Source organism: Pannus brasiliensis CCIBt3594, from assembly GCF_036688125.1.
GTDB classification, from domain to species: Bacteria; Cyanobacteriota; Cyanobacteriia; order Cyanobacteriales; family Microcystaceae; genus Pannus; species Pannus brasiliensis.
The window spans coordinates 25,396-52,382 of the sequence record NZ_JBAFSM010000023.1 but is presented as its reverse complement, the minus strand read 5'-3'; the positions used below and the strand labels follow the sequence as shown (position 1 = coordinate 52,382).

Below are 26,987 nucleotides of genomic sequence, written 5' to 3'. Positions count from 1 at the left end.
TTTATAGAATGGTTTGTCGGTTGAGGGAGATTAACTTTTTGAAACTTTCGTTATCGAGTTCCGTTAACCAGGATTCATCGCTACCGACGATCGCTTCGGTTAACTTTTTCTTTTCCTCGATCATTTCATCGATCCGTTCCTCTAAGGTTCCCAAGGTGACGAATTTATGAACGAAGACGTTTTTCTGTTGGCCGATACGGAACGCTCGATCGGTGGCTTGGTTTTCTACCGCGGGATTCCACCAGCGATCGAAGTGAAAAACGTGATTCGCTTTAGTTAACGTAATCCCCACACCCCCCGCTTTTAACGAGAGGATAAACGCGGAAGGTTCCGTATCGGGATTTTGGAACTCATCGATCATCTGTTCCCGTTTCTGTCGCGCGGTTCCCCCGTGTAGGTAATAGGTATTGTAGTGTAACTCCCGTTTTAAATACTGCTGTAACGCTTCCCCGATCTCGGTGAACTGGGTGAAAATTAATAGACTCTCTCCCTCGGAAATCACTTCCTCGATCATCTCTCCCAGTCGCTCTAATTTATGCGATCGATCCGCGTTAAACTCGCTACTATCCTGTAAAAACTGACGGGGATGGTTACAGATCTGTTTCAGCTTCATTAGGGTAGAGAGGATCAATCCCTTCCGTTGAATCCCGTCCGCTTCTTCTAACTGCTTCTCGACATCTTTCACCACCGCTTCGTAGAGAGAAGCTTGCTCTTTAGTAAGATTACAATATTGTTTATGTTCGACTTTATCGGGCAGATCTTTGATAATATTTTTATCGGTTTTCACCCGACGGAGGATAAAGGGTTCGACTAGGTTTTTTAGGATCGTGGATTTGACTCGATCGCTCTCTTTCTGGATCGGCAGTTCAAACGCTTTACGGAATTGCGTTTCTTTCCCTAGATAACCAGGATTGAGGAAGTTCAAAATCGACCAGAGATCGAGGAGTCGGTTTTCGACGGGAGTTCCCGTTAACGCGAGACGGTGATTCGCTTCTAAACTGAGAATCGCTTTCGTGCGCGCGGCTTTGGGGTTCTTAATATTTTGGGCTTCATCGATGACGATTCTCCGCCATTGTTGCCCCTTAAATAGTTTAACATCCTTCTGGATTAATGTAAAAGAAGTGATAACGATATCCTGTCCCTGACAAGCGGGAGTAAATGCCTCTAGCTCTTGCGATCGGCCCGCGCCGTGATGGATAATAACGGTTAAATGGGGGGCGAATTTTTGAATCTCTTTGTACCAGTTGCCGATGACGGAAGTGGGGACGATTAATAAGGTCGGTAAATTTTCCTCGATCGCTTCCTTCTCCAATAATAAATGAGTGATCACCTGTAGGGTTTTTCCCAATCCCATATCATCGGCCAGACAACCATTTAAGCCCAACTTTTCCAGATATTGAATCCACGCTACCCCCCGCTTTTGGTACTCGCGCAAAGTTCCCTGGAGTCGCGGGGGATTCTCGATCGGAGCGAGTTGGCTAGGGTTCTGTAATTTCTCCATCATTTCGCCGAGAATTCCATCGGTTTCCACGATGATTTCTTCGGGGGATTCGCCCGCGGTTCTCAGCAGTTCCAAGAGAGTCATATCGGGGTTCTCTTGTTGTTGTTTCCGCCAGAAATCTAGCATCTGTTGCATTTTCGCGGGATCTAACTCCACCCACTGCCCGCGGAATCTCACGAGAGGAGTTTTCGCGTTAACTAACTGTTCCCATTCCCGAAGATCGATCGCCTCATTCCCGATCGCGATCTCGTATTGATAGTCAACGATTTTTTCGAGAGAGAAAAAGCCCTTACTTATATTGGAAACTTTCGCCGATTTAGCGCTCGCTTTCAGCCGAACCTTGGCGCGCTGTCTTCCTTGCGGTGTCCACCACGCGGGAATAATCACTTTATACCCCGCATCTTCGAGAATCCAGGCATTTTCTTTTAGAAACGCGAAAGCTTCCGCGAGAGTGAGGGAAAAACCGATCGGTCTCTCGCTTTCCAATCCCTTCCAGATTAACGGATATACCCGCGCCGCGGTTCCGAGATCGAGCAGTAAATTTTTCTCGAAATCCGCACCGAAATGGTTTAGAATTGTCTTTTTAGTTTTGCCGTCGAGAAACCAATAATCATCGAGTTCCAAGCGTAAAGAGGGGTCATTTTTAGCGGTGACGAGGAATTTTACCCGCCAATTATCCAGATCTTGTTCCGATGCTTCAATCAGTTTAAAACAGAGGTAGAAAGGCGAACCGTCTCCCGTACCGATTAGTTTCTGTTGCCAATCTTGCCACTGACGGTATTGTTCGATCGCTCGGGGAGAGGTTAACGGTTCTTTTTTCGACTGTAAACAGAGATTGAGAAAAGTATCGTGAATTTTTTTCTCGAAAGTGGCGGGAATTTGAGTCCGCGTGACGATCGAATCCAGCATACAATCGTCGAAATGCTGGAGAAGTCCGCGCGCGTCGTATAGCGTCGGGGAGGGATGGGGAATGTCGGAACCGGCGGTACAAATCGGCGGCATATAATCGAGATAGCGATCGATCTCCTGCCGATGGGTTTCCGAAAGAATGTCCCACCCCGGATAGATTTCAAACTTAGAATCTTTCTTCCCTGTTGCGGGGATTTCTCGGTATTTCAGAGCGGGAATGTAGCGATCCTTACGGATAATCTCGCTCAACAGACGGCTGTACTGATACCAGAATAATAAATCCGCCCCGAGTTGAATGTCCGCCGGGTTGTAGAGACAGAGAAAATGAATGTCGTTGAGGGCTTTTAAAACGGAATTAACGGGATAACAGTCAATTTCCCACGATTTCCACCCCGTAGGTTCCGGGATGTCTATTTCTAAATATCGCGCGAGTTCGATCGAGGGGTTCGGTCGATCTTCGGCTGTCGGTAGGAGAAAATAGGCCGGAACGACCATTCGATCAGGATAGGGCGATTCCGTAATCCCGAGGTCGGAAGAAACTATTTTCCCGAGTTCGAGGCGGGAGAGTTGAAAGGGATGACGATTTCCCGATGATTTCCCGCTTTTTTGCGGTTCGGTCGTTTCCGCCCAGAGATAAAACGTTCCCGTCCGGATAAAATCGTCGCTAGATTTCGGAATCCAAGTCCCGTGAAGGATTTTCATAGGTTTTTTAGCTATCGGCTATCGGCATTTTATTGTCAGACGACCGGAGCTAATCGGAAGACTTCCCGGCAGTCCTGGCGTTCCTCCTGCCTCCTGCCTCCTGCCTCCTGCCTTCTCTTCCTTGCATTTTACCTATCCGCACGGGGATCGATCGCTACATCTTACAAAATCGGCGCTCTTTATCGAGTTCGGGTTCCTGCCAGGAAAACGCGAAATGGCTGATACTGGAAACTTGCGGGATACCCACCCGAATCGCTTCCATCTGCGCTTCGAGCGAGGGGCGATTGTTGTAAGATTGTCCCCATAACCCCGCGAGGGCGGGAATCACGCGGGTTTGACCCCCGGAACTTTCTATCACTCGTTTAATCTGCTTCACGACACAGTTCGCGTCGTTACAGACCGCGTAGGACATGGGATGCCATTCCAGCGAGGGAGGAAAACTATCCCAAGCTTGCAGACGGGAATCGAAGCCACTCGCACCGACGAGTTGGTTTCCGTCCGGGAAAAATACCGCCCCCGCGGGGATGCCCTGACGCTCGACGATCGAGGAAAAATAAGCTAGATAATCGATCACCCCCTGCGCGGCGTGAGCGACCGCGAGAAACCAAAGTTCCTGTTGTAAACGCGCCAGACGGGTCTGGAAGGGAATTTTTATCTCGTTTTCGGGGGGAAAGCGACCTTGCCAGAGGGGGGAACCCTCGTCGGGAAAGAGTTTGTCCGCTTCCGCGAGATCGTTGGCACTGAAGAATCCGCGGGTAATATAGCGATCGATGATAAATTTTCCCTTATTATTCGTTCCCCGGTTAACCAACGCCTGACGGGAAGCCGGGCTAAAAATCCAGAGATCTTTTACCTTCGTCACCGCGGATTCGGTTCCCGTCCCGCGCGGGTAACGGATATAGTCGAATAACACCCCGTCGGGACGGCGTTTCAAAATCGCTTGCAGAAGGGTGTAATAATCCCCGCGCGCGGTTTCATTGTAGGGATCGACGAAAGCCTGAGACTGATCGTGAACGAAGGTGGTACTGTCCTGTCCCCTGCCGTTACGGGCTAACACGTCCTGTCGATCGCTTTTCTGGGCGTAAACGTAGCCGTAATTGAGGCTAAACAGCCACGCGTAAACTTTTAAACCCCGTTTATGTCCTTCTTGAATAACTTTCGCCAACAAATCGACATTTTCCGCCCCTCTAGCTTTAATCACGCTATCCCAAACCGTCGGGTTATCGTTGGGAGGGAGTAACACCTGTCCATCGCCGAACACGTCCACGTAGATCGTGTTATACCCTTTCGCTACAATTCGATCGAGCGCGGATTCGATCGATCCCGGACGGACATCGCAGGAGTAGAGACGCAACCAGATCCCCTGTTCCTGTAACCAGTGTCGGGAGCGACAATCGCGTAAACGGGCCGCGTTTTCCGCGACGAGGGTTTCGTAAGCTTTCCGCGCTTGTAAGTTCCCTTTGAGGGAATCCTGCCGTAGATTATCCTTGCGCGCGATCTCGTCGGGAGTTAGTTGACAGTATTCGTTAAGGGATTTCGCCTGCCCCCCGTTGAGGCTAGTAGCGAAAATCGAGGCGGCGAGAAAACCGGAAAGGAGTCGGGGATAACGGAGCGGGTGTGACATACGCGGGGAGTCTCGATCGTCTGAGGGTAAGCTTTCCGTCGGTAGCCGGGGAATGTCGATCCTTACTATACTCGATCCCGGTTTTCCGTCCGGGAAGCGCGTGGCCGGTTGATTACGTCGGCATTCGGCGCGAGGTCTCCCGCGGAAATCGCCGACGATGCCGGAGAGCGCGAGGATTCTATCTGGCCTTTTCCCTCTTCACCGAGTTTTCTAACCCGCTCGCGGGGTATTTTGTCGGGTATTCTGTTAAGATTGTTACGAAAATCTAAACTATATTTCTATCGGTAGCCATGACACAGAACGGAAGCCAGAAGTCGATCGTCGTCTCCCCGTCGATCCTCTCGGCGGATTTTAGCAGATTGGGCGCGGATATCGAGGCCGTGGATAAAGCCGGCGCGGATTGGATTCACGTTGACGTGATGGATGGTCGTTTCGTGCCGAATATCACCATCGGCCCGCTGATCGTTTCGGCAATCCGTCCCTATACCAAAAAACCTTTAGACGTGCATTTAATGATCGTCGAACCGGAAAAATACGTCGCCGATTTCGCCAAAGCCGGCGCGGATATCATCTCGGTTCACGCGGAACATAACGCCTCCCCCCACCTTCACCGCACCCTCGGCCAGATCCGCGAACTCGGGAAACAGGCCGGCGTGGTGTTAAATCCTTCCACCCCGCTCGATTTTATCGAGTACGTTTTGCACCTATGCGATCTCGTGCTGATCATGAGCGTTAACCCCGGTTTCGGCGGCCAGAGCTTTATTCCCGAAGTGGTACCGAAAATCCGTAAATTACGCCAGATGTGCGACGAAAAAGGCTTAGATCCCTGGATCGAGGTCGATGGCGGCTTGAAACCCTCGAATACCTGGCAGGTTCTCGAAGCGGGAGCCAACGCGATCGTCGCCGGTTCCGCGGTCTTCAACGCTCCCGACTACGCGGAAGCGATCGAGGGAATCCGCAACAGCAAACGCCCCCAACCCCAATTAGCGACCGTCTAGTTCGGATTTTTTAGGCGATATTTACGGAATTTACACCGTTTAAAGTTCATTTTTGTCAAATATCCTAAAGATGGGGACGCGATCTCGCGATCGCGTCCCTATTTTACCGACCCGATCGCCCGGATCACCCGATCGTGTAATCCCCGATTAGAAGAGGCCAGCACCTCGGTAGAAGTCGAGACGAGGGGATTTCCCGACCAATCGGTAATAATCGCGCCCGAACCCTCGATAATGGGAATTAACGCGCAGAAATCATAGAATTTCATATCTGACTCCAGGACGATCAGCGGCATCGCGCTCGTGCCGGTCGCCAGCATCATATAGTTATAACAATCGCCCCCGAAAGCGGTTCGCCGACAGAGATGTTGTAAATGAGCGGCGATCGAGCGTTGTCTCTCGGTAACGAACATTAACGGGGTGGTAGAGACTAAACAGGCGTTTTCTAGCTCGCTATCGCTATCTCTCGCGTGGGGGTTGTCGATCGCTTTCCCGTTATAGTAGCCCGGCCCCCCGGAAACGGCCCACCAGCGATCGCCGAGAATCGGTTGATCGACGACTCCCAAGACCGGGCGATCGTCCTCCACCAGACCGATCAACGTCCCGAAAATCGGCAGACCGCGAGCGAACGAGGAAGTACCGTCGATGGGATCGAGTACCCAGTATCGACCGTTACGCGAGGGAATATTTTCCCCTTCCTCGCGGATTATGCCGTCTTCCGGTGATTTTCGGCGGATAATGTCTACCATCGCCTCTTCCGCCACCCGATCGGCGATCGTCACGATCGAGGAAACTTCCCCGATTTTTGTTTCCGTAGATAGACGCGGTTGTCGGAAATAGCGACGGATCGCTTCCGCCGACGTGTCCGCGAGTTCATGGGCTAGTTGAAGATTTCGATCGAGATCCATAAAACGGCAGAAGACAGCGGAAGATTGATTTCTTTATTCTTGACTATCATATCTCTTTTCTCTCCCTTCTTTTTCACTGTTTTCCCGTTCGGGTAAGGAGGGATCGAATTAACCTGGCCAAATTCGGGGGAGGAGAGAAAAAAGTGAACTAGAAAAAAGAATTTTTTAGGAAAATTTGAATGAGTAAAATCGTGGCGATCGGACAATTGGCTTTACTTTGGGCGATCGGTGGCGTGTTTTCTCCCGCTCTCGCTCAATCGCCAACTCCATCGGGGCAACAACAACCGACCTCCGGACAGTATCAGATATCCGACGCGATGTTACAGGACTACGTGAGCGATCAGAATCAAAAATTACCGTCGGTAATCGATAATCAGATTCGCTGGGACTCGATCGCTCTCGGTACGGGAAGAACGTTAATTTACAACTATACTTTCCTCGATCCCTCCATCGCGGGCATTAACCCGAGCGAGACGGATCAGATTAAAGGCTCGATCGTGCAAACCGTGTGCGGGAACGATCAGATTCGCGCCTTGCTCGATGACGCGGTAAACTTCAATTTCAAGTATCACGGCTCGCGGGGGAATTTTCTAACCGAAATTCGGGTCAATCGGAACGATTGTCGGTGAAGCTAGAAAGGGGGGACAGATCGCGCTCTCTTTCGCGTTTTCAAGCTTGAGTGTCGAACCGCGAAACGGGAGAGCGCTAGAATCTCTCCCGCTCGATCGATGGATTACCCTCTCAACTTACGTCCGGCTACTCCCAGCGCGCCTAACCCCAGTAACGCCACCACGCTACCCGGTTCCGGGAGCGCGGCGGGATCGGTAAAGGTAGTCACCCCGGACGAGTTCCACGCGATCCCGTTAACGGAGTCCGCTAAACTAGGAGAAACATTCCCCCCGTCATTCCCGAAATTTAGGGTTTCCGTGCCACCGTTTCGGGTATAAACCGCGTCGAAAAGGGCGATCGTTTCTCCCGTCACGAAAAACCCGGCACCGCCAGAGAACGTCCAACCGCTACCGGTTAGTTCCCCGGTGGGGGTCGAGAGTACGGTGACGATTAAGGTATCACCCGGATTATCCCCCTCTTGTAAACCGTCGATCGTGCCGCTAATAGTTTGACCGCCACCTCCCGATGAAAGCCCACCGTCAATGACAAATGACCAGTTAAACTTTAGGGCGTTCGCGGGGGCCGCGCCGGAGAGGGCTAAAGCCGTACCCGCCACCGCGAGAGCGGAGGCGAAAATCGTATTTTTGTTCATAAATTCTGGGTAGAAGTCAGTAGAATCATCAATAAACTACTACAAACCTTTGATTTTGTCAAGAAAAAACCGAATTTCAGTGTATTTTCTGATTTTTTTGACTTCCCGCTCCTGTCTACTTAAGTGGTTCGATCGAGACGCTCCCGATCGAACCCTCCTTCCCCCGAATATTCCCGCGTTCCCCCCCTCTATCCCTCGCGCGCGAGAAGACTTGCCTTTGTCCGTAAAGTTTTGCCCGAGTTTTGCCGCGGTTCGATCGGGGTAGAATCCTCGTGGCGATTGTTTCGAGAAGTATCATAAGTCCAGTAGAGCGATCGATCCTCGAAGTGAAAACCGACAGTATTTTCTACCGACTATTTCAAACCTTTCCCCGTTGTTTCTTCGATCTGTTGGGTCTGGCCTCGGAGACCGCGGATCACTATCAGTTCACGTCGGTAGAGAGGGGAAACCTACCCGATTGTTTCGATGGAGTGTTTCTGAGTAGCGATCGGAACCGGCCGATTTATTTCCTGAAGGTACAATTGCAGATCGATCCGAAATTCTATACCGGTTTCTTAGCCGAAGTATTCCTATATCTACAGCGAACCCCCCTAAACAACGATTGGCGAGGGGTCGTCATTTATCCGAGATATTCCCTAGATACCGGCGGTAGTGTTCACGATGTCGAGTTCTTACAATCGGGAAGAATCTCCCGTTTCTATCTCGATGAGTTGGGCGATACGGGATCGGTAGGTATCGAGACACTAAAATGGATTATCCACTCGGAAGCGATCGATATAAAACGGGTAAAAGCCTTAATTCAACAAATACGGCGAGAATTCCCCGACCCGATTCTTCCGCGAGAGATTTTACAATTCCTAGAGACGATCTCGATCTACAAGTTACCGAACAGCAACCGTAGGGAGATAGAAGCGATGTTTAGTCTCGGCGATCTCAAGGAAACGAGAGTTTATCAAGAAGCTTTGGAAGAAGGCAGAGAGGAAGGACGGAGAGAAGAAAAGATCGATACGGTTCGCCGTTTGTCAGCTTTGGGATTGAGTGCGGAACAGATCGCTTTAGGGACGGGATTGAGTATAGAACGGGTTAGACAGATTCTATCGGTCTCGTGAAGGAATCAGCGATGTTCACTGACCGAGACGAGTACAATAGCCCCCGCGACGGGAAAGGGAGACAAAATCGCCCCCCTCCGTCCCGCGCGCGAGAATTATTTCCTCAACTTGCGGCCGGCGAGCGAGAGCGCGCCTAACCCCAGTAACGCCACCACGCTACCCGGTTCGGGAGTTCCCGTCGGGGTAGTGGCCGGGGTGAAAGTATTTGACAGGGAAGTAGTCCAGAAAGGCTGAGAATCGAACAAATCGTTTAATGTGGGAAAATACCCCCCGAAACCTCCGAACAATACTCTTTCATTGTCATTATTTCTGGTAAAGGCCGCGTCCGCAAAGGTGATAACCCCTCCCGTGACGGTAAAAGCGGGGCCACCGATGCTACTAGAGAGAAAAGACCAACCGCCGCCAATTAGTTCATTGGTAGGGGTCGAGTCCACGGTAACGGTTAATCCCGTACCCGGATTATTGCCCTCGACTAAACCGCTAATCGTACCGCTAACAGTTTCGCCTATGTTTCCCGTCGATCCGGGAGCGATCTCGAAAGACCAGTTAAAAGTCAGGGCGTTTGCGGGTATCGCGTTGGAGAGGGCTAAAACCGTACCCGTTAGTGTGAGCCTAGAAGCGAAAATGGGATTTGCAATCATTGATTTTTGTAAAAAATGGCAAAAACACTAAATTTAAGGGCTATCCTAAGCTCATCATAGGGATGTTGTCAAGTTAAGTTCGGAAAGCCATTATTTTTGTCACCTTTCGCTTTTTTTGTATTTTTGTACGCTCGATCGAAAGGATAGTTACTGAACTCGTCCGATCGAGAACGAACCGAACCCCCGCTACATCCGAACATTTCCTTAAGATCCACGATCGATCACCCCGCGACGTACCAAAATTTATATACCTAGTACGATGGCTTCTCGCTCTCTAGGACTATTCCCTACACGACCTCTTCAGCGCATAGTAAACATGGATAATCATCAACTGCCACGGAAACAGGGACTATACGATCCGCGATTCGAGCATGACGCTTGCGGTGTCGGCTTTATCGTTCACAAAACCGGGAAGAAGTCCCACGAGATCGTCGAGCAAGCGTTAACGATACTATTAAATCTCGATCACCGCGGCGCGTGCGGTGCGGAGAAAAATACCGGCGATGGCGCCGGGATTCTCTGCCAGATTCCCGATCGATTTTTACGGAAAGTGACCGCGCCTTTAGGTATCAGCTTACCTGCCGCGGGGCGATACGGCGTAGGGATGATCTATACCTCACCCGACCCCGAAATTCGCGCCAGAAGCCGTCAGGAACTCGAAAAAATCGTCAGCGAGGAAGGGCAACGGGTAATCGGTTGGCGCGATGTGCCGACGGATAATTCCAGTCTGGGCAATTCCGCGAAATCCACCGAACCCTCTTTCGATCAGGTTTTCATCGAGAGAAACGCGGATATCACCGACGATCTCGCGTTCGAGCGGAAATTATACGTCATCCGCAAGCGATCGCACGTTATCCGACAGACTTTCAACTCCCACTGGTATCCTTGCAGTCTATCGGGCCGCACGATCGTCTATAAAGGTCAATTAATGCCGGTGCAAGTGGGCGAATATTTCGCGGATCTGCGCGATCCGGACTTCGAGAGCGCGTTAGGATTGGTACACTCGCGCTTTAGTACCAATACCTTTCCCAGTTGGGAACGCGCGCACCCCTACCGCTTCATCGCGCACAACGGCGAGATCAACACCCTCCGCGGCAATATTAACTGGATGCACGCGCGACAATCCCTCTTCGAGTCGCCGTTTTTCGGGGAAGATATCAAAAAAATCAAACCCGTCATCAATATCGAGGGAAGTGACTCGTTAATTTTCGATAACGCGCTCGAATTGCTGGTTTTCGCGGGCTATTCTTTGCCCCACGCCGTCATGATGATGATTCCGGAACCCTGGGCCGCGCACGAGTCGATGAGTGACGAGAAAAAAGCCTTTTACGAGTACCATTCCTGTCTGATGGAACCCTGGGACGGCCCCGCCTCGATCGCCTTCACCGATGGTACGATGATGGGCGCGGTACTCGATCGCAACGGTTTACGTCCCTCGCGCTACTACGTCACGAAAGATGACCTTGTAATTATGGCATCGGAAGCGGGCGTTTTACCGATCGAACCGGAACGCGTCGCCTATAAAGGTCGTTTACAACCCGGCCGGATGTTCCTCGTCGATATGCAGGAGGGACGCATCATCGCGGACGAGGAGATTAAAAACGCCATCGCTACAGCGCGTCCATATCGCGAGTGGCTGAATGAATATCTCGTCAATATCGACGCGTTACCGACTCCCGAAACCGGTTCCGAATCGGTGACTTCGAGCGATTTCATCCCGTTAATCCAGCGTCAGACCGCGTTCGGTTACACCTTCGAGGAATTGCGCCTATTATTAACCCCGATGGCCCGCGATGGCGTGGAAGCCGTGGGTTCGATGGGTTCCGATACTCCCCTCGCGGTCTTGTCCGATCGCCCGAAACTGTTGTATGAATACTTCCAGCAGTTATTCGCGCAAGTCACCAACCCCCCGATCGATTCTATCCGCGAAGAGTTAGTAACGTCCCCGATCACTACCATCGGCGCGGAACACAACCTTCTCGAACCGACACCCGAAAGCTGTCATCTCATCAAGTTAAATACCCCCGTTTTAACCGACGCGGAACTCGCCAAATTACAGGCCAGTACCGAATTCCCCTCGCGGACGATTCCCATTCTGTTCGATCCGTCTCTCGGACTCGATGGACTCTATAGCAGAATCGAGGCGATTTGTCAAGAGGTAGACGGGGCGATTTCCGAGGGAACGAGTATTATTATTCTGAGCGATCGGGGAATTAATAAAGAAAACGCCCCGATACCCGCGCTTCTCGCCGTCGCGGGACTGCATCACCACCTGATCCGGCAGGGAACGCGTACCCGCGTCGGTATCGTTCTAGAGTCCGGCGAACCCCGCGAGGTGCATCATTACGCCGTCCTGCTCGGTTACGGTTGCGGCGCGATCAATCCCTATCTCGCGTTTGAAACCCTCGGCGATATGATCGAACAGGGTTTACTCGTCGGCGTGGATCACAAAACCGCGTGTAAGAACTACATTAAAGCGGCCACGAAAGGTGTGATTAAAGTCGCTTCTAAAATCGGCATCTCCACCCTACAAAGTTACCGCGGCGCGCAGATTTTCGAGGCGATCGGCTTAAATCGCTCCGTTATCGATCGATACTTCACCTGGACGGCCTCCCGGATCGAGGGCGCGGATCTGGAAGTGATCGCCAAGGAAACCCTATTACGTCACGCGCACGCGTTCCCGGATCGCGAGGTCAACGGTCACACCCTCGACATCGGTGGCGAGTATCAGTGGCGCAAGGACGGGGAAGCGCATTTATTCAGCCCGGAAACGATCCACACCCTGCAACAAGCGGTAAAAGTCGGCAATTACGACCTGTTTAAGAAATATTCCGCGCTGGTGAACGATCAGAATCAGAAATTCTTCACCCTGCGGGGATTATTGACCTTTAAAGAGCGCGAACCGGTTCCCATCGAGGAAGTCGAACCCGTGGAAGCGATCATGAAACGCTTTAAAACCGGGGCGATGAGTTACGGATCGATCTCTAAGGAGGCTCATGAGTCGTTAGCGATCGCCATGAACCGCATCGGTGGCAAATCCAACACCGGCGAGGGTGGCGAAGATCCGGAACGCTATACCTGGACGAACGAGCGCGGCGATTCTAAAAACAGCGCGATTAAACAGGTCGCGTCCGGTCGTTTCGGGGTGACGAGTCTGTATCTCTCCCAGGCGCGGGAATTGCAGATTAAAATGGCGCAGGGCGCGAAACCCGGCGAAGGCGGTCAATTACCGGGGAAAAAGGTCTATCCCTGGATCGCGAAAGTGCGTCACTCGACTCCGGGGGTGGGGTTAATTTCTCCCCCACCGCACCACGATATCTATTCCATTGAAGACCTCGCCGAGTTGATCCACGATCTGAAAAACGCCAACCGTCACGCGCGCGTTAGCGTGAAACTGGTTTCGGAAGTGGGAGTCGGAACGATCGCCGCCGGGGTCGCCAAGGCCCACGCGGATGTGGTTTTAATCTCCGGTTTCGACGGGGGAACCGGCGCTTCTCCCCAAACCTCGATTAAACACGCGGGTTTACCGTGGGAGTTGGGATTGGCGGAAACCCATCAAACACTGGTTTTAAATAACCTCCGCAGTCGGATCGCGGTGGAAACCGACGGACAGATGAAAACCGGTCGCGACGTTGCGATCGCCGCCTTACTCGGTGCGGAAGAGTTCGGCTTCTCCACGGCCCCGTTAGTGACCCTGGGATGTATTATGATGCGCGTTTGCCATCTGAATACCTGTCCCGCGGGAATCGCGACCCAAGATCCCCTATTACGGAAGAATTTCATCGGCGATCCCGAATATGCCGCGAATTTCATGAAGTTCATCGCCCAAGAAGTGCGGGAAATCATGGCACAATTGGGCTTCCGTACCCTTAACGAGATGGTCGGGCGGACGGATGTACTGGAGCCGAAACAAGCTGTAGAACATTGGAAGGCTAAAGGGATCGATCTCTCGCCGATTCTCTACCAGCCGGAAGTCAGTCCCGAAGTCGGTCGCTACTGTCAGATCCCGCAGGATCACGGGTTGGAAACCTCCCTCGATATGACGGTTTTACTGGATCTGTGTAAGGGTGCGATCGAAAACGGCGAGAAAGTCCAAGCGACGCTACCGATTAAAAACACCAACCGCGTCGTCGGGACGATTCTCGGCTACGAGATCAGCAAACGCCACTGGGAAGGACTCCCGGAAGATACGGTACATCTCCACTTCCAGGGAAGCGCGGGCCAAAGTTTCGGCGCGTTCGTTCCCAAGGGGGTGACGTTGGAACTCGAAGGCGACGCGAACGATTACGTCGGCAAGGGCCTAAGCGGTGGCAAGATCATCGTGTATCCTCCCGCGGGTTCCAGTTTCGTGGCCGAGGAAAATATCATCATCGGTAACGTGGCGTTATACGGCGCGACCGGTGGCGAGGTGTATATTTCCGGGGTCGCCGGGGAACGTTTCGGGGTACGAAACTCCGGAGTGACCGCGGTTGTCGAAGCCGTCGGGGATCACGCGTGCGAGTACATGACCGGCGGTAAAGTGGTCGTATTGGGTTCCACCGGTCGCAATTTCGCGGCGGGAATGAGTGGCGGTGTGGCCTACGTCCTCGACGAGTCGGCAGATTTCGCCACCCGTTGTAATCCCCAGATGGTCGCGTTAGAAACCCTAACCGGCGAGGAAGTAGAAGATCTCCGCGAGGTAATCGGGCGCCACGCCACCTACACCGGCAGTCAAAAAGCGGCGCGGGTATTAGAAAACTGGTCGGAAATGTCCGCGAAATTCGTCAAGGTAATGCCGAAGGATTACAAGCGGATGCTGGAATGTATCAAGCAAGCGCTCGATTCCGGTTTAACCGGCGATGACGCGCTTTCCGCGGCATTTGAAGCCAACGCGCGAGATGTCGCGAGAATCGGCGGAAGTTAGAAATGGATAAGGGGGCAGTGATGCCCCCTTTCTGAATAGACAAGCTACAATAGAGGAGAAATGCTGTCTATTGCCTTAACTTCTCTAACTCCAATGGATACACAAGACAATCTTCTCGTCTTTGAAATCTTCGCATTTGACACTTCTAATCAATCTCATTTCAAAACTCCTCATGAGTTACTCCATCTTCTCGCCTCGAATAATTCACTTTGGAAGGGAACGCCACAAATAGACGATAACAATCGCCAGATCAAAGATGATTGTATAGAAATTGGAATCAATCCAATTAAATTTGATCAAGACAGCGAAAATAAAGATATTAAAAGTTTTTCAATTGTTGTAAAAGGAAAATATGAATTTTTAGAATCTAAACGAATTTTGATTTTAAAATTTCTTAACGACCAAAAACTAAAAACACAGTATATCGTAAAAGACGAAATTTCCAAAGAGATTGCCATTCAAATTTATCCTTATATTTTTCGTGCGGAAAACTCTCTAAGAGCCTACATAACGAAATTCATGACAACCAAAATAGGAGTGAAGCGGTGGACTGAAGAAGCTGGCAAAGTTAACGGTAATAAAACAGCCTATAAAAATAATGGAAAAGAGTTCGCAACATATATTGACGATACACTGTATGAACGTAACTATGATGAATTGGATAAGTATATATACGGAATTTCATCTGGTTGTATGACCACAAAAGATTTGATAGAAAAAATCAATGAACTAGATGAAGAAAATCCCGAAGAAATTCGTAAATTAAAAGAAGCAATAAAAAGCAACTATTATAAGTTTTTTAAGGAATCATTTAAAGACAAAAAATTCCAACAGAATTGGGAAGATTCCTATAAAATTAGAAATAAAGTGGCTCACAATAAGCTCTTTACTCAAAAGGACTTGGAGGAAGCTAAAAAAATATACCAAGACTTAATTCAAACAATCGAGGGTGCGGAGCAGGAACTCGATCAACTTATACTAACTCCTGAAGAAGTAATATCGATACAAAAAGAAGTAAACTCTATAGAAGAAGTGATCGATAATAATCGAGCTCTAGAAGAATCGATCAATAATCAGCGAGAGAATTCTTTTAAATATTCTCGGTCAAAAGAGATACAATTTCTAGAAGACATATACGACACGGATCGAGCCTCGCCAAGAGATATGGGCTTGAAAGAGCCGCTACTATCCTCTCTTCGTTTTCAAGATGAGATAGATAAAATGGATAAAATCGCCGGCGACGATACCGAAAACCCTCTCCATTAGTCGATCGTGTTAAACTGAGTGATCATGCTAGTGTCTAGAAGCGACCTATGCCGAACTTAACCTTAAGCAACGAACAAGTTATCGAATTAGTCAAACAACTCCCCGAATCACAACAGCAGGAATTATTTAGATTCCTAATCCAACGTCAGTGGGGAAACATGGAATCGATAACCGACTACGGAAGCCAACAGGCAAAAATCGTAGTGGCAGAACGCGGCTATGATTGGGATACCATGAGCGAAGAGGAAAGAGAAGTCTTTATCGATGAACTCATCCACGAATCGTAATCCTATGACTCAAATCTCGATCGAAGTCAGTCCCGAAGCGGCCGAAATCTATCAATCCGCATCGATCGAAGAAAAAGAACGTATCGGTATTCTCGTCGATCTGTTGATTAGAAAGCCAGTGAACAACGATCTCGATTTCCTCGGTAAACTGATGGATGTAATCAGCGATCGGGCCGAAGCCAGAGGATTAACCCCCGAAATTTTAGAATATTTACTGAATGAGTCTTGAATATTATTTTGTGTTCGATCGAGAAATAAACTATGCCGAACATAAACTTAACCACCGAACAAGTTATCGACTTATTCAACCAACTCCCCGAAGACCAACAACGGGAGGTATATAAAATTCTAATTCTCCGTCAGTCGGAGCGATGGGAATCCCTGTCTAATTACGCGATCGATAAGGCACGAATCGTGGCTAAAGAACGCGGCTATGATTGGGATACTATGACCGAAGAGGAAAAAGAAACCTTTATCGATGAAATCGTTCACGAACCGTAATATAATGAGCAAAATTCCACAGGAGTATATTTTACCATGAATATTACCTTATCTCCCGAATTAGAACAATTAATTAATACTCAATTAGCGACGGGAAAATATAACAGCGTTGAAGATTTATTGAAAGACGCTTTAATAAATTTGGAGAAAAATCCAGACCGTCAATCTTTAAGCCAAAAAGTTAAAGAACTTTTCGATAAAACTCAATCCTTATCTGGCGTTCAGGATATTACAGAGGAAGAGATCGTCGAAGAAATTGAAGCGTATCGGAGAGAGGACATAAAAGAAAAATGGACTAAATGGTTTAAAGAAGTTGAAGAAATGGAACTTCCTACCTCTGAAATTAGCGAGAATGACTATGAAAATCTTCTAGTGGATAAATATAGACAACAGGGATTAATCTTATGATCCTGTGCGATACCGCCCCTTTATTTTGTTCGGTAGATAAATCTCAACCACGGCATCAATCGGTTAAAAGCTTTATCGAGAACGAGCCTTCTTCTCTAATAACAACTTGGGCTTGTTTTACCGAAGCCATGTATCTATGTTTGAGACGCGGCGGGTGGTCTATGCAGGCTAAACTCGGTCAATTACTGTTACAGAAAATAGTACGGATAGGATCGATCGAAGAAAAAGACTATCCTCGATTACTGGCACTCATGGAGAAATATAAAGATCGTCCGATGGACTTAGCCGACGCGACTTTAGTGGTTACGGCTGAAAACTTGAAAATCAAGCGAATTTTAACTTTTGATTCGGATTTTTTCTTTTATCGAATTAACGATTCCGAAGTTTTTGAAGTGATCGACCTCTATAATCCCTAATTTAAATCGATCGGGTTGATCCCGCGATACTCGATCGAACACCGAACCGGCGATCCCAGCCGAAGCGAACGTCGCTAGATACATAAACGATCCAGACTTTAAGCAGATCCCGATACAAATGTATACCCGATCGCCCAATTCTTAAGAAAGAGACAAGAAAAAAAACATTCCCCGAAAGCGATCGCCATAATGAAATGATTTGCCTCACCCGCGTCTACCGTGAACCCGCGAACCCACGTTAAACCCCTTTCCCCTGCCGAGCGGCCTCTCCTAGAAAAACCTCGACCGTTACCCCTCGCGGACGGAGGGAAATCGGACATCAATCACGGCAATTATTACCCCAACGCCGCCAGTCTCAACCTACCTTACGGGATCACCGTTGTTAACGATCGATTACCAGTCGCGGATACGGCCAATTCGCGCCTGTTAGGATGGCGGTATCGGGAGAATCTACCCGGTCAACCGGCGGACGGACTGGCCGGACAGATGGACTTTCCGAGTCAAGGGAAAAATCGTGACTACGGTTTGGCGGCGAGCGATAGTCTCTGCCAGCCCTATAGCGTGACGGCGACAGGAAACCCGATCGCTATCGCCGATTCCAGTAACAATCGCGTTCTCCTTTGGAAATAGCAAGAATCGTAAACTTCGGGACGGAAAAAATTATGTGTTTAGGAATCCCCGGACAGATTACCGAGATCGTCGATGAAACCAAAAAACTCGCCCTCGTGGACGTGGGAGGGGTGAAACGGGAGGTAAATATCGCCTGTATCGTCGATGAGGATCACCCCGCTCGATCGTGCGTCGGCGATTGGGTGCTAGTTCACGTCGGTTTCGCCATGAATCGCGTAGACGAGGAGGAAGCGGCGGAAACCCTACGATTATTAACGGAAATGGCGGAAATCGAGGAAGAATTAAGTTATAACTAGGGGGCGACACTTATGAAATACGTGGACGAATTTCGAGATCCAACGAAAGCCGAGGCGTTATTACAGAAAATCCGTCAATTAGCGACCCGAATTTCCGAACGTCGCGACAAAATCATCAAAATCATGGAAGTTTGCGGGGGACACACCCACGCGATTTTTAAATACGGCATCGAGTCCCTACTTCCGGACAGCATCGAACTGATCCACGGGCCGGGCTGTCCCGTCTGCGTGATGCCTAGAGGCCGCTTAGACGACGCGATCGCCCTAGCCGAAAACCCGAAAGTTATCCTCACCACTTTCGGCGATACGATGCGCGTACCGGGTTCGCGTACCAGCCTCCTGCAAGCGCGGGCTCGCGGGTGCGATATCCGGATGGTGTATTCTCCCCGCGACTCCCTAAAAATTGCCCGAGAGAATCCCGATAAAGAAATTATTTTCTTAGCCCTCGGCTTTGAAACGACGGTTCCGAGTACCGCTTTAACCGTTATCGAGGCGGAAAGCGATAATATCCCCAATTTCAGCCTATTTTCTAACCATGTCGTCATTATTCCCGCGCTCGAAGCGTTATTAAATAACCCCGATTTACAGTTAGAGGGATTCGTCGGGCCGGGTCATGTCAGCATGGTCATCGGTTCGGAACCCTATCAGATTATCGTCGATCGCTATCGTAAACCGGTCGTCGTCTCCGGTTTCGAGCCGTTGGACATTCTCCAATCGATTTGGATGGTGTTAAAACAGCTAGACGAGGGGCGTTGCGCGGTAGAAAATCAATACGATCGCCTCGTACAACCGTCGGGCAATAAAATCGCCCTAACCGCCATGAATCGGGTATTTGAACTCCGGGAGAAATTCGAGTGGCGCGGTTTGGGAGACATCCCGCGCGGGGGATTGAAACTCCGCGAGGAATACGCGGCCTTCGATGCCGAGAAAAAATTCCCCCTACCGAATAACCGCGTGAGCGACCATAAAGCCTGTCAATGCGGCGAAATCCTCAAAGGAGTCCTAAAACCGTGGCAATGTAAGGTATTCGGCACCGCTTGCACCCCCGAACACCCGATCGGAACCTGTATGGTTTCCAGCGAGGGCGCGTGCGCGGCCTATTACAAATACGGCAGACGGCAGGAAGAGATCGGCAAAAAACCGGAAACGATCGCCACGGGCCAAAAACCCTAGGGGCGCAAGGCTTGCGCCCTCTTAAGCCCCCACGCGCTCGAAAATCACGAATCAAAAGCTAAATTTAACAAACCATGACTATAACGCCATCCCGTCCCGTAAAAGCGAGAAAATCGCGAATAACCGACACCGAGATCACCCTATCCCACGGAAGCGGCGGCGCGGCCACGCGGGATCTCATCGACGAGATTTTCGTGGGGAATTTCGAGAATCCCTTTCTTTCCCCGCTAGAGGATCAGGCCCGTTTTAATCTAGCGGATCTCGCGAGAATGGGCGATCGATTAGCCTTTACCACCGATTCCTATGTAGTTTCGCCGTTATTCTTCGCGGGGGGCGATATCGGGTCGCTGGCGGTTAACGGGACGGTGAACGATCTCGCGGTGGGGGGCGCGATCCCGCTCTATCTCAGTTGTGGTTTTATTCTAGAGGAAGGTCTGGCGATCGATACCCTCCGGCAAGTGGTCGCCAGTATGAAAAAAGCGGCGGACTCGGCGGGAGTTCGTATCGTCACCGGCGATACCAAGGTCGTCCATCGCGGTTCGGCGGACAAACTGTTTATCAATACCGCGGGCGTGGGAATCATTCGATCGAACGTCAATCCCGCCGCCAATCGTCTCCAAACCGGCGATAAAGTCCTAATTAACGGCTTTTTGGGCGATCACGGGACAGCGATCCTGATCGCGAGGGGCGAACTCGATCTGCTATGCACGATCGAGAGTGATTGTCAACCTCTAAATTCATTAATTAATGAGATTCTCGAAGTCTGTCCGGAAGTTCGGGCGATGCGGGACGCGACACGGGGCGGATTGGCGACCGTTTTGAACGAATTCGCCGAAAGTTCCGGGGTGGGGATACGGGTCGAGGAAACCGCGATCCCGGTGCGCGAGGAAGTGCGGGGAACCTGCGAATTATTGGGCTTAGACCCGCTTTATCTCGCGAACGAGGGAAAACTGGTTCTCGTCGTACCACCGGAGGCGGAAAAGCGGGTTTTAGGGGTAATGCGCTCCCATCCCTTCGGCGAGAACAGCACCTGTATCGGGGAAGTGGTCGGGTCTCCGAGCGGGGTCGTCTTTTTACAAACCGCGTTCGGTGCCGGGAGAATTCTCGATCGATTAGTCGGGGAACAGTTACCGCGTATTTGTTAAAAATTTTACCGCCATGCACGAATTAGGAATCACGCAAAATATTGTCGCGATCGCGTTGGAACACTCGCGGGGAATGAAGGTTCGGCGCGTGGTTTTGGAAATCGGGAAACTTTCGGCGATACTGCCGGACTCGATCGCTTTCTGTTTCGATAGTTGTTGTCAGGGGACGGCGCTAGAGGGAGCGGAGTTAGAGATTATCGAGATCGAGGGGATCGGCGCGTGTCGCGATTGCGGCAATACGATCGAGTTAGAATATCCTTTCGGGATCTGCGATCGATGCGGTAGTCGAAATATCACCGTTCTACAAGGTCAAGAATTAAACCTTAAATCGTTGGAGACAGAATCGATATGTGTGTAACTTGCGGCTGTTCCGATGGCGCGGAAATCACGGTAACGAATTTACAGACAGGGAAGGTAGAAAGTATGGCTCACGAACACGTTTTACCCGATGGAACGGTGATCCTTCACGCTCACGACGCTCACGAACATCCCGATCGCGAACATCACCACATTCACGATTATCACCATCATTCGACCGCGGAAGTTCACGCGCGGGTTCACCATACAACGGTATCGGTCGAACAGAATTTACTAGCGAAAAATGACCTACTCGCGGCGGGAAATCGCGGCTGGTTACGGGGACGGAAATCGATCGCCCTCAATCTCGTCTCTTCCCCCGGTTCTGGAAAAACCACTTTACTTACCCGCACCATTCAAGACTTAAAAGATCGCCTTCCTATCAGTGTTATCGAGGGAGATCAAGCCACCGCGAACGACGCGAAACGTATCGAGGAAACCGGCTGTAAAGTTGTGCAGATTAACACGGGAACCGGTTGTCACCTAGAGGCGGCGATGGTGGAAAAAGGTTTACAAGAACTCGATCCGCCGATGAATTCGATTATTATGATCGAGAACGTGGGAAATTTAGTTTGCCCCGCGTTATTCGACCTCGGAGAAAATGCCAAAGTGGTTATTCTCTCGGTCACGGAAGGGGAAGATAAACCGATAAAATATCCCCATATGTTCCGCGCTTCAACGGTGATGATCCTGACGAAAACCGATTTACTTCCTTACGTGAATTTTTCGGTCGATCGATGTATCGAGTACGCGCGTCAGGTTAACCCCGATATCGAGATTTTCCAAGTCTCCGCCACCACGGGAGAGAGGTTAGAAAATTGGTACGATTGGTTGATGAACTCTGTATAAAGTCAATGAAAAGAAACTGGAAATAATAAAAGGGAGAGCGAAAACTCTCCCTTTATCTAGCTTAATTGATGGCTAGTTTATTTCTGGTTCTCGGCCTTCTTTCTATAGGAACTAGAAACGGTACCGAGTAAACCGACGGTTAATAAACCGAGAACCGTCGCGGGTTCGGGAGTAGGAACGACGGGAGCGGTATTGATCGCGAAGTTATTAAACAGGACACTATCCTCGAAAAAGGGATTTCCTAACTCACTAAAGAGATAGCGATCGAAAGTAGCCAGACCCGTGGGAGTAACATTGCTTAAAGAGTCTCTCAGCCAGTTGAACGCGCCGGCATCCGCCGCTACAATTAGGGTGTATTGGGTGTTAGGAAGGAAGGTATAAGACGCGGGGGAAAAAGCCGTGTACTCGTAAACGGTATTGACACCAGCTTGCGGGTCGGTATTCGGTAACGGTGCGGGGTTGGGAGGAGCGAGCAAGGTGACGGTGGTTCCCGCCACGGAAGCGTTAGCGGTTCCTTGGAAAATAGTGATAACGGGAGTATCGGCCGTATCGTAACCAGCCAGATACAGTTGAACGGAGGTGAGCGTTTGAGCGGTTCCCCCGGTGGTAAATTCAACGGCTTTTCTCTGATCGTTGTTACCCGAACCGGCCGCGGTAATCGAGGTGGTAGAAAAATTTAACGAGCTAGGAACACCGGCGATATTACCGATGAGAAGGGCGGCTTGAGCGGAACCGGCGACAACCGATAACAATCCGGTCGCCAGAGAGACGGAGGTAAGAACGGACAAAATTTTAGGCATCTTAAAAATCCCTATCAAAAAAAACAGATGTATTAAATGATTGCCGAAATTATAGAAAACCTATATTCGGTGAGGCATTTAATTACATTTCTTCTAAAATAGCGCGACTTGTAATTTTTTGGTACTTTTTGTTACACAAAAAAACGGGCTAACCTTCAAGCCATTGATTGACAAGAGTTCTACGGCTCGGGCATCCGCAAGCGCCCGATTTCCCCCCGTTCCAAGCGACCTACGAGAAGAGCGTTTATCGATCGATCGACTTACCAATCTTCATCATCGTTATCGATATTCTGTAAACTTTGATTCTCGTAACGCTCTCGCGCTTGATGTTGTCCCCGACGGGAATGGCGACGATATTTTTTACTTTCTAACTTCGGTTCGTAGGTCGCCACACCCGCGCCGCGGATTTTTAGTTTCAGACTCGATTCTTCTTCCGGGGTTCTCTGACGGGTACTCTCGCGCTCGATCGATTCTTCGAGAAATTCTAAATAATGCTCGTACCGTTCCCAATCGCCCCGAACGACACAATTCGGCTCGTTCCGATGGGTGCAGTCGTTAAATTGACAGTTTCCCCCCTCCAGACGCTCCCTCGCTTCGGGAAAATACCACGCCAATCGATCGGGCCCGTCATCGAGATCCGGCTGGTTAAAACCGGGAGTATCCGCGAGAAATCCAGAATCTTCCGCTAGGGCGAATAATTCGACGTGACGGGTGGTGTGGCGGCCTTTTTGCAGTTTTCCGGAAACCTCGCCCACTCTTTGACTGACATCCGGGATCAGACGATTGATCAGACTCGATTTTCCCACCCCGGAAGGGCCGGCGAGTAGGGTAATTTTGGCATTTAAGCGAGCTAATAATTCCGAAATTCCCCGATCTTCGGCGACACTAACGAAAAACGGCTCGTATCCCCAATCCCGTAACCGTTTCCGCCACTCCTCGATCGCCTCTGAACTGACGAGATCGATTTTATTCAAAGCGAGAATAATATCGAGACCGGTGGATTCCGCTTTGACGAGAAAACGACTTAACTGCCACGCGTCGAGACTCGGTTCCTCGATGGCGAACACCAGTAATACCTGTTCCGCGTTGGCTACCGGGGGTCGATCGATCTCCGTTTTCCGCGGGCAAACCTCGACGATCGCCCCCTGTTTATCGACAAAATCGGCCTCTTCCACCCGCACCCGATCGCCCACCATCACCGTTTGACCGATCTTTTTCAAGCGGGCGCGACGGGTACAGAGCAGGATCTCCCGATCGGAACCGAGATCGATCCCCACCCGGTAGAAATTCGCCTGTACGGCCAGAACCGTTCCGTACAAGTCGGCAGAATCAGAATACATATTCAATCATTTTTGTCAAGTAATTTTCTATAATTTTAATCGATCGAGTAACCAATTTGTCACGCGAGAAATTCATTCTATCTCCTGCCGACCGTCTCTTGCCGAAAAGCGATCGGCGAACGCCACCGGGCGCGCTTCTCCCCCCTCGAAACCTATCTCTTTCCCGAAAGACATTCTCTCTCTAGAGCGATCGCCACCGTGAATAATACCGAATTTTCAAAAATCGGACAGACTTGCCACTTAATCGGGAAATGGTGAAAGCAAAAAGATCGATCGAAAAAAAGAGCGAGGAATCGATCCTCGCCCTGTCAGCTTATCGTAACCGGATGACCAACCTGCGATCGGGTTCCTGTCCCCGGCTTTCCGTCGCCAAGTCCGTTTCTCCCTGAAAAAAGGTATGAACCTGACGGCGTTCCGCGGAAGATAACTCGCGCATTTCCACCTCTTGACCGGTTTGCCGCACCTGTTCGGCTACCCGATTCGCCCAGCCAAATAATTCCTCCTGACGTTTGAGACGGTAATTATCCAGTTCCACGGTGTAGGATTGCTGATCCTCCGCTTCCCGACCGATATTCAGGATGGTGTTGGCGAGGTACTGGATCGCGTCGATTCCCTCCCCCCCGCGACCGATTAACCGTTCCACCTGTTCGCGAGAGAGGGTCGAGTCATCGATCGTCAACCAACAAGAGGAGTCCGCTTCACTTACGGCGATCTGAACTTTCGCCGGAACCCCCATCAATTGCAATAACGTTTCTAACCATTCGCGGGCGCTCTCGCCCAATTGTTCCCGGGTGGTCATTAGGATGTTTTTTCCTTTTTCTTATTAGAACGCTTTTCAAACGGCAGGGCATCGCGATTGGCCGCCTCTTCCACTTTTTCCTGTTGCGCTACCAGCTTTTGCAGGTTTTCCGGCAGGGGTTCGCGCATGAGGATCACCGTTTGAATGGTTTGGAAAATATTCGCCACGAGGATATACATCAACACCCCCGCGGGTAAGGGGAAAAACAGGAACATCATGCTGAAAATAATCGGCGTGAGTTTGTTCACCGTCTGCTGTTGTTGGGCCGCTCCCGAGGCCGGCGCGCCCGCTCCCGAAAGCTCCTGGTTAATATAGATACTGATGCCGAAGAAAATCACCATCGCCAGGATATCCCAGTGAATCTCTCCGTTCGGGCCGGTGGCTCCGATCCGTCCCAGCGCCTCGATAAACAGGAACCCGGTATTGGCCGCGATCCCCGGTACGGTAACTTTCACACTCGCGTCACCGGGAGCGATCGCCTCGATCGAACCGTCCTCGTTCACTTTTAGCCGTTCCTGCCCTTTTACCACCTCGAAAGTCGGTTGCAGACTATTTTCGGGGGCTTCCGTCGCCATCAAATTCTCTAACGATTTCCCGTCCGCGGTCTGTAAATCGACCTTGATTTTCTGTCCCTCGGCGATTTTATTGCCCCCGGGAAGGAAAGCGGTGATCGGGTGGTGATGGGCCTCGTCGATGTAGACGTTTTGGGGTTTGGTGGCGTAGGGTTGCGGTTGTACTAGGGCGATCTGGTCTTTGGGGAGAATCTGTAGATCTACCGTGTAGTTAATATCCGAGAAAGGAGATCCCCGCAGGGTAGCGAAGAGAGCCAGCAGGATAGGCATCTGTAACAGCAGGGGCAAACAACCGGCTAACGGGTTGCCGAACTCCTGCATCAGTTTGGCCATTTCTTCCTGCTGTTTTTGCGGGTCGTTCTTGTATTTTTTTTGAATTTCTTCCTGACGCTCTTTCATTAACGGCTGGGTGATCCGCATCTTCCGCATATTGCGGATCTGTCCGGCGCTCAGGGGGAAAACGGCCAGTCTTACCACCAGCGTCAGCGCGATGATGGCGAAACCGTAACTATGCACGATCCGGAAGAAAAAATCCAGGATCGGCAACATGATATTCGTGGAAATAAATCCGACTCCAAAGTCCATGAGTTTCTCTTTTACCTTGCCGCTTGTAAGGGTCTACATCTAACAGGAACCATTCGGGGAAACCGCGCCCTCGATCGCCTATCGGTTCACGATCGACTCTAACGGACGACCCGTTTTTTCGGCGACCCGATCGGCGATATAGTCGTGTATTTCTCGGAATTTGGGCAGGGAGCGCATTTCTAGACGGCTTTTATCCTTGAGGATCACGACCACATCCCCCCAGAGGCCGATCCCGCGGGGCATTTTCGCCACTTTAACGATCTCGGAATAGATAATGTCGGTGCGATCGCGGCCCATCCATCCCCCCGTCACCGAGATGCGGCGATCGGTAATTTTAAACCGGAGCCAGATCGCCCGTACTACCGCCCCGATGGTCAGGGGTAAACAGATCACGGTAAAGCCTAGCAAGATATTTATAATTAAATCCCCGATATGGGGGCCACCCTCGTAGAAAGTGTTTTCTTTAATGCCCATGAATTATATTGGCCTTGACTAACAACTGCTCTAATTCTCGCAAAAAATGTTCGGAATTGCACCCGACCGCGCTCGGACGAACGACGACGATCGCCCGCCATCCCGCCGTGATTTCCGGCAATAACTCGCGGATAACCGCTCTAAGCTGTCGTTTGAGGCGATTGCGAACGACGGCTTTCTTACTAACTTTCACACTGACGGACAGGCCGAAACGAGAGGGAAGGGGGGGATCGATCGGGGGGTCTTGTCGGGCGATCACGGTGAGGTCGGAACCGTGATAGCGTTTCCCTCCCTCGTAAACCGCTTGAAAGTCGCGTCGGTGTCGTAATCGGTGAACCCGCGGTAATCCCACTCGCGGTTACACGCTCAAACGATAGCGACCTCTTTTCCGTCTCGCCTGAATAACCTTGCGACCGTTGACCGTCCGCATTCTCGCTCTAAACCCGGACGTGCGTTTCTGCTTGCGATTCGTTCCTTCTAAAGTACGTCGAGACACGATCGATTTCCTCCTTTCCTTGATTTCTTATAAAGACACA

28 protein-coding genes are annotated in these 26,987 nt (G+C 50.5%); 16 read left to right on the top strand and 12 right to left on the bottom strand.

The genetic code is table 11. The annotated features are described in order from the left end of the window. Position 1 precedes the first annotated feature (1 nt). The gene (locus V0288_RS13205) at positions 2-3,112 is read right to left on the bottom strand and encodes a DEAD/DEAH box helicase (RefSeq protein WP_332865576.1); all 3,111 of its coding nucleotides are present in this window, start codon (positions 3,110-3,112) and stop codon (positions 2-4) included. Between the two features lie 154 nt (positions 3,113-3,266). Further along, positions 3,267-4,736, bottom strand: coding sequence for a family 10 glycosylhydrolase (locus V0288_RS13200; protein WP_332865575.1), 1,470 nt, complete (start codon positions 4,734-4,736; stop codon positions 3,267-3,269). Between the two features lie 290 nt (positions 4,737-5,026). Between V0288_RS13200 and rpe the strand changes: the two genes are divergently transcribed. Next, entirely contained in the window at positions 5,027-5,734 is a 708-nt protein-coding gene (rpe, locus tag V0288_RS13195) for a ribulose-phosphate 3-epimerase (protein ID WP_332865574.1), read from the top strand. 98 nt (positions 5,735-5,832) lie between these two features. Here rpe and V0288_RS13190 read toward each other — a convergent pair whose 3' ends face one another. Then, a complete protein-coding gene (locus tag V0288_RS13190; protein ID WP_332865573.1) occupies positions 5,833-6,639 on the bottom strand; it encodes an inositol monophosphatase family protein in 807 nt (268 codons plus the stop codon). Positions 6,640-6,818: 179 nt separating this feature from the next. Between V0288_RS13190 and V0288_RS13185 the strand changes: the two genes are divergently transcribed. Next, on the top strand, positions 6,819-7,268 hold the full coding sequence (locus V0288_RS13185; RefSeq protein ID WP_332865572.1) for a hypothetical protein: 450 nt from the start codon (positions 6,819-6,821) through the stop codon (positions 7,266-7,268). Between the two features lie 104 nt (positions 7,269-7,372). Here V0288_RS13185 and V0288_RS13180 read toward each other — a convergent pair whose 3' ends face one another. Continuing rightward, positions 7,373-7,900, bottom strand: coding sequence for a PEP-CTERM sorting domain-containing protein (locus V0288_RS13180; RefSeq protein ID WP_332865571.1), 528 nt, complete (start codon positions 7,898-7,900; stop codon positions 7,373-7,375). 326 nt (positions 7,901-8,226) lie between these two features. On the opposite strand from V0288_RS13180, the gene V0288_RS13175 reads away from it, so the two are divergent. Then, positions 8,227-9,009 (top strand): Rpn family recombination-promoting nuclease/putative transposase, encoded by a 783-nt coding sequence (locus V0288_RS13175; protein ID WP_332865570.1) that lies wholly within the window; start codon positions 8,227-8,229, stop codon positions 9,007-9,009. Positions 9,010-9,104: 95 nt separating this feature from the next. On the opposite strand, the gene V0288_RS13170 is transcribed toward V0288_RS13175, so the two are convergent. Further along, the gene (locus tag V0288_RS13170; protein ID WP_332865569.1) at positions 9,105-9,650 is read right to left on the bottom strand and encodes a PEP-CTERM sorting domain-containing protein; all 546 of its coding nucleotides are present in this window, start codon (positions 9,648-9,650) and stop codon (positions 9,105-9,107) included. A 316-nt stretch (positions 9,651-9,966) separates the two neighbouring features. On the opposite strand from V0288_RS13170, the gene gltB reads away from it, so the two are divergent. The 13 genes from gltB (at position 9,967) to hypB (ending at position 21,881) form a co-directional block, all read left to right on the top strand. Beyond that, a complete protein-coding gene (gene gltB / locus V0288_RS13165; RefSeq protein ID WP_332865568.1) occupies positions 9,967-14,553 on the top strand; it encodes a glutamate synthase large subunit in 4,587 nt (1,528 codons plus the stop codon). Positions 14,554-14,613: 60 nt separating this feature from the next. Beyond that, positions 14,614-15,819, top strand: coding sequence for a Swt1 family HEPN domain-containing protein (locus tag V0288_RS13160; RefSeq protein ID WP_332865567.1), 1,206 nt, complete (start codon positions 14,614-14,616; stop codon positions 15,817-15,819). 47 nt (positions 15,820-15,866) lie between these two features. Continuing rightward, a complete protein-coding gene (locus V0288_RS13155; RefSeq protein WP_332865566.1) occupies positions 15,867-16,106 on the top strand; it encodes a hypothetical protein in 240 nt (79 codons plus the stop codon). A 4-nt stretch (positions 16,107-16,110) separates the two neighbouring features. Beyond that, entirely contained in the window at positions 16,111-16,335 is a 225-nt protein-coding gene (locus tag V0288_RS13150; protein WP_332865565.1) for a hypothetical protein, read from the top strand. Between the two features lie 32 nt (positions 16,336-16,367). Then, positions 16,368-16,607, top strand: a complete 240-nt coding sequence (locus V0288_RS13145; RefSeq protein ID WP_332865564.1) for a hypothetical protein — start codon at positions 16,368-16,370, stop codon at positions 16,605-16,607. Positions 16,608-16,643: 36 nt separating this feature from the next. Then, positions 16,644-17,015 (top strand): ribbon-helix-helix domain-containing protein, encoded by a 372-nt coding sequence (locus V0288_RS13140; RefSeq protein WP_332865563.1) that lies wholly within the window; start codon positions 16,644-16,646, stop codon positions 17,013-17,015. After that, on the top strand, positions 17,012-17,431 hold the full coding sequence (locus V0288_RS13135) for a type II toxin-antitoxin system VapC family toxin (protein ID WP_332865562.1): 420 nt from the start codon (positions 17,012-17,014) through the stop codon (positions 17,429-17,431). Before V0288_RS13140 ends, V0288_RS13135 begins: the two co-directional genes overlap by 4 nt. A 219-nt stretch (positions 17,432-17,650) precedes the next feature. After that, on the top strand, positions 17,651-18,061 hold the full coding sequence (locus V0288_RS13130) for an NHL repeat-containing protein (RefSeq protein WP_332865561.1): 411 nt from the start codon (positions 17,651-17,653) through the stop codon (positions 18,059-18,061). A 32-nt stretch (positions 18,062-18,093) separates the two neighbouring features. Continuing rightward, positions 18,094-18,357 carry a HypC/HybG/HupF family hydrogenase formation chaperone gene (locus V0288_RS13125; protein ID WP_332865560.1) on the top strand — a complete coding sequence of 88 codons (264 nt, stop codon included), beginning with the start codon at positions 18,094-18,096 and terminating at the stop codon, positions 18,355-18,357. A 12-nt stretch (positions 18,358-18,369) separates the two neighbouring features. Beyond that, positions 18,370-19,530 (top strand): hydrogenase formation protein HypD, encoded by a 1,161-nt coding sequence (gene hypD / locus V0288_RS13120; protein WP_332865559.1) that lies wholly within the window; start codon positions 18,370-18,372, stop codon positions 19,528-19,530. A gap of 74 nt (positions 19,531-19,604) precedes the next feature. Beyond that, entirely contained in the window at positions 19,605-20,675 is a 1,071-nt protein-coding gene (gene hypE / locus V0288_RS13115) for a hydrogenase expression/formation protein HypE (protein ID WP_332865558.1), read from the top strand. A gap of 13 nt (positions 20,676-20,688) precedes the next feature. Further along, entirely contained in the window at positions 20,689-21,033 is a 345-nt protein-coding gene (locus V0288_RS13110) for a hydrogenase maturation nickel metallochaperone HypA/HybF (protein WP_332865557.1), read from the top strand. Continuing rightward, on the top strand, positions 21,024-21,881 hold the full coding sequence (gene hypB, locus V0288_RS13105; protein ID WP_332865556.1) for a hydrogenase nickel incorporation protein HypB: 858 nt from the start codon (positions 21,024-21,026) through the stop codon (positions 21,879-21,881). Before V0288_RS13110 ends, hypB begins: the two co-directional genes overlap by 10 nt. Before the next feature lie 77 nt (positions 21,882-21,958). Here the strand turns inward: hypB and V0288_RS13100 are convergent, their stop codons facing one another. The 7 genes from V0288_RS13100 to rpmH form a co-directional block, all read right to left on the bottom strand. Further along, positions 21,959-22,681, bottom strand: a complete 723-nt coding sequence (locus V0288_RS13100) for a choice-of-anchor R domain-containing protein (RefSeq protein WP_332865555.1) — start codon at positions 22,679-22,681, stop codon at positions 21,959-21,961. A gap of 260 nt (positions 22,682-22,941) precedes the next feature. Then, positions 22,942-24,021, bottom strand: coding sequence for a small ribosomal subunit biogenesis GTPase RsgA (rsgA, locus tag V0288_RS13095; protein WP_332865554.1), 1,080 nt, complete (start codon positions 24,019-24,021; stop codon positions 22,942-22,944). A gap of 313 nt (positions 24,022-24,334) precedes the next feature. Continuing rightward, on the bottom strand, positions 24,335-24,820 hold the full coding sequence (locus tag V0288_RS13090) for a Jag family protein (RefSeq protein WP_332865553.1): 486 nt from the start codon (positions 24,818-24,820) through the stop codon (positions 24,335-24,337). Next, positions 24,820-25,977: a membrane protein insertase YidC gene (gene yidC, locus V0288_RS13085; RefSeq protein WP_332865552.1), complete on the bottom strand. Its 1,158-nt coding sequence runs from the start codon at positions 25,975-25,977 to the stop codon at positions 24,820-24,822. The genes V0288_RS13090 and yidC overlap by 1 nt, the downstream gene beginning before the upstream one ends. Before the next feature lie 78 nt (positions 25,978-26,055). Further along, the gene (locus V0288_RS13080; RefSeq protein WP_332865551.1) at positions 26,056-26,451 is read right to left on the bottom strand and encodes a PH domain-containing protein; all 396 of its coding nucleotides are present in this window, start codon (positions 26,449-26,451) and stop codon (positions 26,056-26,058) included. Next, positions 26,441-26,803 (bottom strand): ribonuclease P protein component, encoded by a 363-nt coding sequence (rnpA, locus tag V0288_RS13075; protein ID WP_332865550.1) that lies wholly within the window; start codon positions 26,801-26,803, stop codon positions 26,441-26,443. Before rnpA ends, V0288_RS13080 begins: the two co-directional genes overlap by 11 nt. 6 nt (positions 26,804-26,809) lie before the next feature. Beyond that, on the bottom strand, positions 26,810-26,947 hold the full coding sequence (gene rpmH / locus V0288_RS13070) for a 50S ribosomal protein L34 (RefSeq protein WP_332865549.1): 138 nt from the start codon (positions 26,945-26,947) through the stop codon (positions 26,810-26,812). Between the last annotated feature and the right edge of the window lie 40 nt (positions 26,948-26,987).